Annotated in this window: 11 protein-coding genes; 4 read left to right on the top strand and 7 right to left on the bottom strand. The window is 64.0% G+C overall.

Annotated features, from left to right (window positions below; all coding sequences use genetic code 11):
• Nucleotides 1-365 (bottom strand): YciI family protein (locus ACZ7KI_RS39105; RefSeq protein WP_470278054.1); only part of this gene is annotated, 365 nt, incomplete at its 3' end.
• 813 nt (nt 366-1178) lie between these two features.
• Here ACZ7KI_RS39105 and ACZ7KI_RS39100 point away from each other — a divergent pair.
• The gene (locus ACZ7KI_RS39100; RefSeq protein WP_470278053.1) at nt 1179-1517 is read left to right on the top strand and encodes a spore germination protein GerW family protein; all 339 of its coding nucleotides are present in this window, start codon (nt 1179-1181) and stop codon (nt 1515-1517) included.
• Nucleotides 1518-1528: 11 nt separating this feature from the next.
• Nucleotides 1529-2443, top strand: coding sequence for a hypothetical protein (locus ACZ7KI_RS39095; protein WP_470278052.1), 915 nt, complete (start codon nt 1529-1531; stop codon nt 2441-2443).
• A gap of 5 nt (nt 2444-2448) precedes the next feature.
• On the opposite strand, the gene ACZ7KI_RS39090 is transcribed toward ACZ7KI_RS39095, so the two are convergent.
• The 6 genes from ACZ7KI_RS39090 to ACZ7KI_RS39065 form a co-directional block, all read right to left on the bottom strand.
• A complete protein-coding gene (locus ACZ7KI_RS39090; protein WP_470278051.1) occupies nt 2449-2850 on the bottom strand; it encodes a rhodanese-like domain-containing protein in 402 nt (133 codons plus the stop codon).
• 8 nt (nt 2851-2858) lie between these two features.
• Nucleotides 2859-3374, bottom strand: a complete 516-nt coding sequence (locus tag ACZ7KI_RS39085; RefSeq protein ID WP_470278050.1) for a cysteine dioxygenase — start codon at nt 3372-3374, stop codon at nt 2859-2861.
• 94 nt (nt 3375-3468) lie between these two features.
• Entirely contained in the window at nt 3469-4761 is a 1293-nt protein-coding gene (locus tag ACZ7KI_RS39080) for a UDP-glucose dehydrogenase family protein (protein ID WP_470278049.1), read from the bottom strand.
• A complete protein-coding gene (locus ACZ7KI_RS39075) occupies nt 4754-5752 on the bottom strand; it encodes an NAD-dependent epimerase/dehydratase family protein (RefSeq protein WP_470278048.1) in 999 nt (332 codons plus the stop codon). The genes ACZ7KI_RS39080 and ACZ7KI_RS39075 overlap by 8 nt, the downstream gene beginning before the upstream one ends.
• 27 nt (nt 5753-5779) lie before the next feature.
• The gene (locus ACZ7KI_RS39070; protein ID WP_470278047.1) at nt 5780-7072 is read right to left on the bottom strand and encodes a cytochrome P450; all 1293 of its coding nucleotides are present in this window, start codon (nt 7070-7072) and stop codon (nt 5780-5782) included.
• Between the two features lie 141 nt (nt 7073-7213).
• Nucleotides 7214-7675 carry a MarR family winged helix-turn-helix transcriptional regulator gene (locus tag ACZ7KI_RS39065; protein WP_470278046.1) on the bottom strand — a complete coding sequence of 154 codons (462 nt, stop codon included), beginning with the start codon at nt 7673-7675 and terminating at the stop codon, nt 7214-7216.
• 60 nt (nt 7676-7735) lie between these two features.
• Between ACZ7KI_RS39065 and ACZ7KI_RS39060 the strand changes: the two genes are divergently transcribed.
• Entirely contained in the window at nt 7736-8671 is a 936-nt protein-coding gene (locus ACZ7KI_RS39060) for an ATP-binding cassette domain-containing protein (RefSeq protein ID WP_470278045.1), read from the top strand.
• Between the two features lies 1 nt (nt 8672).
• Nucleotides 8673-9428, top strand: coding sequence for a hypothetical protein (locus ACZ7KI_RS39055; protein WP_470278044.1), 756 nt, complete (start codon nt 8673-8675; stop codon nt 9426-9428).
• The last annotated feature ends 60 nt before the right edge of the window (nt 9429-9488 follow it).

The following is a 9488-nucleotide window of genomic DNA, read 5'->3' as shown; positions in this document are numbered from 1 at the left end:
GTGGCCGCCCGGTGATCGAGGTCCGGTACTCCGGCGATCGGCCGGACCTCGATGGTGCCCTGCTCGGCCATCGGGCACAGTGCGGCCAGTTCGAGGGCTTCGTCGAGGTTGCGGCAGTCGAGGATGTACGTCCCGCCCAGGTGCTCGTGGGTCTCGGGGAACGGGCCGTCGGTGATCAGGGTCTTGCCTTCGCGGACGCTGACCGTGGTGGCGGTGTGCTCTGCCTGCAGGGGATGGCCGGCGACGAACGCGCCGCGGCGGCGGCATTCGTCCGCGAACGCGTTGACCCTGGCCAGCGCCTCGGGGAAGCGTGGATCCCCGGGTTCGGGGCGATCGCAGTTGTAGATCAGCAACATGTATTGCATCTGTCCTCCAGCACAGCAGGCTTCGACCGTCGAAGAGGATGACGAACAGTCCGACCGTATCTCGACAGGCGTCGGCAAGCTTCTTTCGCGAACGGAACGGCTGCTGGTCACCGCGGCCGAGCGCCTGTTCGCCGAACACTGTCCGGTGGGGGTCGGCCAACTGCTCGCGTCCGGCGACGAAGGACTCGCCACGATCTCCGCATCGTTCGTCCAGCGAAACGCGTCCTTCGTCGGACTGCTGGAGCGACTGAGGCCGGAAGTTCCCCGCAGAAGTATGCAGGGTGCGGACGTGGTGGCCTGGGCAGTCGATGCTGACCTCTCGATCCGGCACCCGTTGAGAAGGAGTTCGCGATGGGTGCTTCGGCCTGCTCGAACAGGGCTCCTCAAGCTCTCGACTCGCCTTTGACGGCCAACTCAAATACGTGGCCAAGATCTTCGAACTGACCAATGGCCGTATCGGTGGCACCTGGCGGGTCGGCGCTGGTCGAGCTGTATGTCGACTTCGCGAAATACCAAGCCTGGACCAACCGTGAAATTCCGATCGTAGTGCTCACCCCAGCTGATACCGCCCTGACGCGTCCACTCCTCGAAAAATCGCCGAGATTCCAGCGGCGCAAGGGATCTGCTCTGTTCTGAGCGGCGTATCGAGGACTATGGTTGGCTGCGCTTGAACGTGGTGCGCTGTCACGCAGAGCGGAAGGATGGATCCGTCGTTACGTCATTTTCCGAGGACAAGGTTCCGCGTGACACCGGCTCACCAGTGCCATCGTGGACCATCTTTCACTAGGGGCGGCTTTGTATCTTCAAGAGCTCATGACGACCGTGCGTACCACCATGACGGTGAAGACCGCTTTCGGAGAACCCCTGGAGCGGGACGGAGTCACGCTCATTCCCGTCGCGCTCGTGAGCGGTGGTGGGGGAGCAGGTGGTGGTGAGGACGAAAAAGGTGCGTCTGGCGACGGCGGCGGGTATGGGATGTGTGCCCAACCGGTCGGCATGTACGTCATCTCGAATGGGCGGGTGCGATTCCGGCCCGTGGTCAATGTGAATCAGCTGGTCTCCAGTTTGGGTAAGGCCGTCGCCGTCGCGATGTTCGCACGTGCGAGAGTGGTTCGAGCCCGCAATAAGCAGCGGGTTCGCGACACCCATTAGGAGCAGACGCGATGACGCGGGCCGACGACGGTGAGGCGCACGGCCGGCTTGAGGTGGTCGGCGACAGCGTCATGCTGGAACCGCAGGTGGTACTGGAAGCCACGATCGACGCGCGGACAAGCGCGATTCTCGATCGCTTCCCTCTGCACCTGGTGGGGTGGCGGCCGCGAACGATGATCGTTCCGGACAGCTTGAGCTGGGCCGACGGCCACCTGCGGGCTGAATTTCGCGTCGCCGACGCGGACGGGGCGGCAACTCTCGCCTGTCGCTGGCCGGGGCAGGGGTTGCCCGGCGGTATGCGGCTGGCATGTCACAGCCCTTACGACGTGGTCGAAGGGTTCGGCGCCGACGGCGACGAGATCTTTCGCCGCCGGGCCAGCTCTCTCCTGGCAGAGGCCCTGGCCGGCGCGAGCGCCGCTGAACGTGATGAAGTCGGCCGCCGGTTCCTGGACCTCGGCGTTCAGTATGTCGGAAGGACGTTCACCAGTACGACGCGCGAAGGTGCCTTCGGCCGGTTGTCCGCTCACCCCACGTTGACGGAAGCGTTGCGCGACGTGCCCGAAGGTCTGGAAGCCTGGTTGCTCCTCATCGAGCTCGATCCAGAGCCAAGGGCTCTTCACGGTGACGAATCCGCTGCCGCGGAGCTTCTGGAGTTGTCTGCGGCTGCTCTGGTGGAGTACTTCCGGCCGCCGTTGAACAGGATGTCCGATGTGGCTCCCGCACCGTCGAAGGGCACACGTTCTACTGGAGGCGAGAGACACGATTCCGTCGCTCTGCGCATAGCCACCGACAGGGTCGGAGCTCGTTTGTTCTCGAAGGTCATTTCCCCTGCTTTCGCCCACAGGGCCAGCTACCCGGCGACGTCGGGGGAGGGCAGGCGCCTGACCAGACTCGGCGACGACATCGAGCTCCATCCAGGTTTTTGACCAGGTCATTCCACGGTTGATCGCTCGACGACGGGGTGGCCGGCGGCCTTCCAGGCGGCGAAGCCGCCCACGACGTCGCCGACTGCGCGCAGGCCGACCGCCGACATGACCTGATGCGCGGCGAGGCTCGACGTGTAGCCCTCGTTGCAGAGCAGGATGACTTCTTGGTCGTAGTCTCCGTATTCCAGTTCCTTGAGACGCCAGGAACTGGTGACGTCCAGACGCCATTCGAGAACATGCCGCGATACTGCGATCGCGCCCGGTATATCGCCGTTACGCAGGCGAAACTCCAGCGGGCGGAGGTCGATGAGCAGAGCGCCGGCACGCAGTCGGTCGGCGGCCGCGTCCGGCTCGTAGCGGGTGATGTTCTCTCGCACTCGCTCCAGCAGCCCCGAGATCGTGTCCATGGTCTTCATCATGCACTGGTACCGCGGACGGCTGCCTCTTCCACGAGATCCGCTGTGTCGGGTTCCGGGCTTTCGGTCGGGATGCACCTGAGGTGGTAGAGGCCGTCGCGCACGAGGCAGTAGAAATTCATGCTGGACAGCGGCGGCGAGTACACGTGGATGGATACCGCCGGTGTGGCGTCCGCGGCGACGAGGTTGTGCAGGTACCTCGGGCCGAAGCTCGCTCCGCCGCCGGTGTGATGACGTCGCGTCGTCAGCTTGCTGCTGGTTACCGAGCCGAAGTCTTCCAGCAGCTCGCCCTCGACCACGACGAACGCGCCGCTGCTTCCGCCATGGTCGTGCAGCAGGGTGTCCTGTCCGTAGCCCCAGCAGATCAGCCACACTTCGAGGCTGAGGTCCCGGTGAAGCCTGACGTAGCGTCGCCATGCCGGATCGAACTCGACCTTCTCACCCCAGAGCATCCGATGTTCAGCGACTCTCCGGGCCGTCTCCAGCAGGCTGCTGGGTGAACCGGTCTCAGTCACGCCTTTGCTTCTCATGAGATCGCGGATCGTCGGCCGGGTCGATAGATCGGATAGGGACGTCATCAACCGCTCCTTTCACCCCCCAGACGCTTGTTCACAGCGCAGGCCTCAGTTGCCGCCCGAAGCAGTGCAGCCGTAGACCGGCCGCAGCGAGCTGGGCCGCGTCGAGGATGTTCCTTGTGTCGACGACGAGGTCGCCTTCCATCAACTGGCCTATGAGGTGCCAGTCGAGCTCCTGGAACTCGCTCCACTCGGTCAGTACGGCAAGGGCATGTGCTCCCTTGACGGCCTGATAGGGGTCATCGACCGTGAGTGTCGCTTGCTGCGTTCCGCGGACCGCGGGATCGAACGCCGTCACGTCGGCGCCGAGCTCGGTGAGCCGTTGTGCGATGGCGAGAGCGGGAGAGTCCCGGAGATCACCGGTTCCGGCCTTGAACGTCAGGCCGAGGACACCGACGCGGCGTCGGCCGGGGCCTGTGCCGAGCAAGGTGAGAATGCTTTGCGCTACACGATCCTGATGTGCCGAGTTGAATCGTACAGCCGCGTCCAGGACGTCGAAGTCGACGTTGGCGGACTGGGCAATGGACAGCAGCGCGCGTGAATCCTTCGGCAGGCACGAACCTCCCCAACCGGGGCCGGGCCGCAGGTGTGCCGGCCCGATGCGCGGATCGAGTCCCATCGCGTATGCGACATCGATCGCGTCCGCCCCGGTCGATTCGCAAAGTGCGGCAATCGAATTGATGTATGACAGCCGCACGGCCAGATAGCAGTTGGACGCGTACTTGGCCATCTCCGCGGTACGGCGGTCCGTTGTCACGGTCGGGACGTCCGGGTTCCGGTACAGCGCGGCGATGAGCTCGGCTGTATGGGCGTTCCGGCAGCCGACGACGATGCGGTCCGGATTGATGAAATCCTGGACGGCATGGCCTTCCCGGAGGAATTCGGGGTTGCTGACGACTTCGACGTCACATCGATCGAGTCGGGTCGCGAGGTCGTCACCTGTACCGACCGGGACAGTGGACTTCACCACCAGGACGGCCCCTGGGCGCAGGTGCGTTCGCACCTGTCCGGCTACCTGCCGCAATGCGCTGACGTCAGCCTGACCGGACGAAGTCGTCGGCGTCGGAAGACAGAGGAACACGATCTCAGCCCATCGAGCGGCCTCAGTCAGATCGTCGGTGAAGAAGAGCTTGTGCTGGAGCATGCCCTCGAGGACGAGTTCACCCAGCCCGGGCTCGAGGATCCCGACCTCGCCGCGGCGAAGCGCGGCCAACTTATCCCTGTCGTTGTCAACGCAGGTGACCTGGTGACCGAGGCTGGCGAGACAAGCCGCGGTCGTCAGTCCGACGTATCCGGCGCCGACGACCGTGATGTTCCGGTCATCCATCTTGACGTGCCGAAAGCGTCAGTCGGGGAGAGGCGGCGGCGTACCAGTCGACTGTTCGTTCTATTCCGACCCGCACGGAGGTGGTCGGTTGCCATCCGAGCAGTGATTGTGCCAGTGAGATGTCCGGGCGGCGGCGGATCGGGTCGTCGGGCCGCGGTGTGGTGTGAGCGAAGCGCGGTTCGGTGCCGGTCGATTCCGCGATCAGCCGGGCGATCTCTTCGACCGTGTACTCCTCAGGGTTTCCGAGGTTGATCGGCCCGCGGACGTCGCTTTCCATGAGGAGGACGATGGCGTCGACGAGGTCATCGACGTAGCAGAGGGAACGGGTCTGCTGCCCATCGCCGTGAATGGTCAACGGCAACCCGGCGAGTGCTTCTGAGATCAGCTGCGGCATCAGACGTCCGTCGTCGGCACGCATCCGAGGTCCGTAGGTGTTGAAGAAACGCGCGATGGCGATATCGGTCCCGTGTTGGCGGTGATAAGCCATTGCGAGCGCTTCGGCGTAGCGTTTCGCCTCGTCGTAGACGGAACGGACACCTACGGGATTGACGTTCCCCCAGTACGACTCGACCTGCGGGTGTACTTCTGGCGTTCCATAGACTTCCGAGGTCGAGGCAAGGACGAAGCGCGCGTTGTTCTTGCGCGCCACCTGCAACGCCCAATCTGTGGCGTACGCGCCGGTCTGAAGGATTCGAATGGGAATTCGTTCGAAGTCGACAGGAGACGCCGGCGAGGCGAGGTGAACGACGTACCGCGGTCGAGCGGTCGCGAGCATCTCTGCCGTGGCCGCGCTGGGTATCCCCGCATGCACGAACTCGAACGCGGGGTTCGCCATCAGTGGCTCGATGTTTTCGATGGCGCCGGTCGAGAGGTCGTCAACGCAGACGACCTCTCGACCTGACGAGAGCAGGCGCTCACACAGGTGCGAGCCCAAAAAGCCGGCACCGCCGGTAACGAGGACCGGCGAGCCATGGCCACTACGACCGCCCATAGGGCTCTCCCCCAGAGAGATCCGCGATTACGCCGGAAGAATGCGTTCGAACTTGATCGGCAGCGTTTCGATCGCGTGTACGGCGTTGGGCATGTACTTCGGCGGGTCGGCTTCCAGTTCGGGACCGACGAGCCGCTTCGCCATCGTCGCGAGCGCGATCTGGCCTTGCATCCTCGCCAGGGAAGCACCGAGGCAGAAATGGATGCCCGCACCGAACTCGAGATGGTGATTGTTGGCTCGAACGATGTCGAACTTGTCGGGGTCGGGGAAGCGTGCCCCGTCGCGGTTCGCGGAGGCGAGCCACAGCAAGATCATCTGGCCCTTGGTGACCTGGCTGCCGTTGATCTCCACGTCCTCAAGTGCATAGCGCCTGGTGAACTGGATCGGGGAGTCGTAGCGGAGAATCTCCTCGACCGCGGAAGGAGCCTGTGCCGGATTCTCCCGCAACTGCCGCAGTTGGTCCGGGTTCCGCAGCAAGGCGAGCATGCCGTTGGAAATCAGGCCGACGGTGGTCTCGTGGCCGGATACGACGAGAAGGCGGCATGTGTCGTTGACCTCGTCGAGAGTCAGTTCACCACGCTCCGCCGCGGCGATGAGCGTCGACAGAAGGTCGTCACCGGGATCCTTGCGCTTCTTCTCGATCTGAGCCTCGAAGTACAGCGTGAACTCGTCCTGCTGTTGCATGCTGTAGGTGGCGCAGGCGCCGGCCGTGGTCGGCGCCTCGAAGTCGCAGCACAGCTGCGATCGAGTCCAGGGCTTGACCTCGCTCAAGTGATCGCTGGCATCGACGCCGAGAATCTGGCTGATCAAGGTGATCGGCAGCGGGAACGCGAGATCGTTGATCAGTTCCAGGCTACCCTTGGCGGCCGCGGCGTCGAGGTATTCGTCCACCAGTCGCTGAACGGTGGGCCGAAGTGTTTCCATGCGCTTGGTGCTCAAGGAATCGCTGACCAGACCGCGAAGACGGGTGTGGTCAGGGGGATCACGGTGAAGGAACGACCGCTGATTCATGGTGGACACCAGTTCGGGTGGAACCTCCCCGCTGGCCACCATGCTCTGTTGCGACTTGCCGTTGCGGTCGTCGGCGCTCACCTTGGGCGAACGCAGGACCGTCGAAACGTCTTGGTACGACGTGAAAACGATTGCATCACCGGCAAGGTGGACAGGTCGCTCCGCAAGGATCCGCTGATAGAGCGGGTACGGATTCATCATCGTCGCATGGTCTGCGAACATGTCGATGATCGATGGACCGTCTGCGGGGGACCAGGGGAGGTCCTCCTGCTTAGTGCCGGGATACAGCTTCTCTTCGAGCATCGACATAGCAGCGCCCCATCCGACTATGTTTCAGAGATCTTTGGAAGACTGTCGAAGCCGAGGCTATCCGTGAGGTACTCCAGCGTCAACGGGAGATCGCAAGCGGGAGGTGGTGGCGCTACGGAGGCCGCCACGCGGGCGCCGCCATCAGTCTCCGTTCTGGTTGCCCCCTGTGACCGCCCGGAGCTGGGTCAACACGCCGGCCAAGGTCCCGTCGAAAAGGTCGAGGTCGCCTTGTGGCGTCGCCTCGAAGAGTCGCTGCGCAAACCGCCGATGGTCTTCGGTCATGGCCTTCGCCGCGCGACGGGCTTTGGCGGTGATCGACACCATGGTCGCCCTGCGGTCTGTCGGGTGGGGATTGCGCTCGACAAAGCCACCTTCTTGGAGCGCGTCGAGCAAACCCGTGATGTTCCGTGGCGTGACATTGAGCGCCTGACTCAGTTCGCGCTGGGTCATCGGGCCTCGATGAAAGAGTTCCCAGACGACGGTGGCGCGCGCTCGGGTGAGCCCACGCTCGGCCAGTGAGTGCTCCATGTAACCGGCCATGAGGACGCTGAGCTCGAACAAGCGGTCCAGCGTGCTGTCCGCGCTGGCGTGCTCGGCGGTCACGCCCGACACGGTCCCTGGTTCATTGTGTAGTGACTTCACGATGTAGTAGCCTCCACGGGTATGGTAGCCAACGGCGACGGCAGGATCGTGGTCTCCGGTCTCTCGAAGGCGTTCGGCCAGGTCAAAGCGGTCGACGACCTCCACTTCACCGTCGAGCCCGGCACTGTCGCAGGGTTTCTGGGCCCTAACGGGGCGGGAAAGACCACCACGTTGCGGATGATCGTCGGGCTGGTCAAACCCGATTCGGGTACGGCCACGATCAACGGCGTGTCTTATGTAGCCATGCCCGCACCGAACAGTCAGGTGGGGGCCGTCCTGGAGGCGTCGGGATTTCACCCGTCTCGCAGCGGTCGCCAGCATTTGAGAACCTACTGTCTGGTCAATGGCTACCCGGCTCGCCGCGCCGACGAGGTACTCGAGGTCGTGGGGCTGACGTTGGCCGCGAAACGCCCGATCAAGGGCTACTCGCTGGGGATGCGGCAGCGTCTCGCGCTCGCCGCGGCTCTACTGGGCGACCCACAGGTGATGATCCTCGACGAGCCGGCCAATGGGCTGGATCCTGAGGGCATCGTCTGGATGCGCGGGTTACTTCGCGAGTTCGCGGCCAAAGGCCGGACGATCCTGGTGTCCAGCCATGTCCTTACCGAGATGCAGCAACTGGTCGACCACGCGGTGATCATCAACAAGGGCAAGCTCGTCCGGCAGGGCACCCTCGGTGAACTGTCGGAGAAGGCCGGTGGCGTGGTGGCTCGTACTCCGCAACCGGACAAGCTGATCGAGGCGTTGCGACGTGCCGGTCATCAAGCCGGTCATAGTTCGGACGGACGGGTCGAGATCAGCGGCGCGGACACCACGCGCGTCGGTCATATCGCCTTCGTGGAAGGTGTCGAGATCCATGAGCTGTTCGAGCGCCAAGGCGACCTCGAACGCGTTTTCTTCGAGCTGACCGCAGGCACCGACGAAGATCGAGTCTTGACCACACCGAGGGTGGGATGACATGGGGCGCTTGATCGCGGCCGAGTTCCAGAAGCTGTTCGCGACGCGGCTCTGGCTGGTCCTGCTCGTCGGCTCCGTCGGAATTTCCGTGCTGTACGCAAGTCTCGCCATCGCCTTCGCCGACAGTCCGGGTAACCCGACGCCTCCCTTGTCCACAAAGGAAGGTCAAGGAACGGTTTTCGCCACCGCGCAAGGGGCGAGCACTCTGGTCGCGGTTCTGGGCGCCATCGGGTTGACCGGCGAGTTCCGGCACAAGACGGCCACCGCGACCTTCTTGGCCACCCCGAAACGCGGCCGGATCGTGATCGCGAAGCTGATCACCTACTGCGTCGTCGGGATCGGCTACGCGATCGTCTGTTTCGCGGCGGTCGCCGCGGTCGCGGTTCCCTGGCTGTCCGCGAAGGGTGTCACCGTCGTCATGGAAGGAAAGTTCGCGATCTTCGTGGGCGTCGTGGCGTCGATCGCCATCTTCGCCGCGGTCGGCGTCGGCTTGGGAGCCCTGCTCCGCGATCAGGTCGCGACGGTTGTGGGCTTGCTCATCTACCTGTTCATCGTCGAGCCGATCCTGACTCGGGTGGCCGCGTTGGAGAGCTGGACGAAGTACCTGCCGGGCGCCGCGGAAGACGCACTCACCCAGGTGACCCAAAGTAACCAACATCTTCTGGCCCCGGCGCTGGGTGGAGTAGTGCTCCTCGCGTATGGCGTACTCTTCGCGGTCGCCGGCACCTTCCTTGCCATGCGACGTGACATCACGTGATCGTGGAGCGCGCGACAACAACCCGTGCGGCCGCATTATTCCGCTGATCATCCGTGAGCC

This window comes from Amycolatopsis sp. NPDC039088, assembly GCF_055598845.1.
The sequence above is the reverse complement of the archived record's forward strand: the minus strand, read 5'-3'. Positions and strand labels throughout refer to the sequence as shown.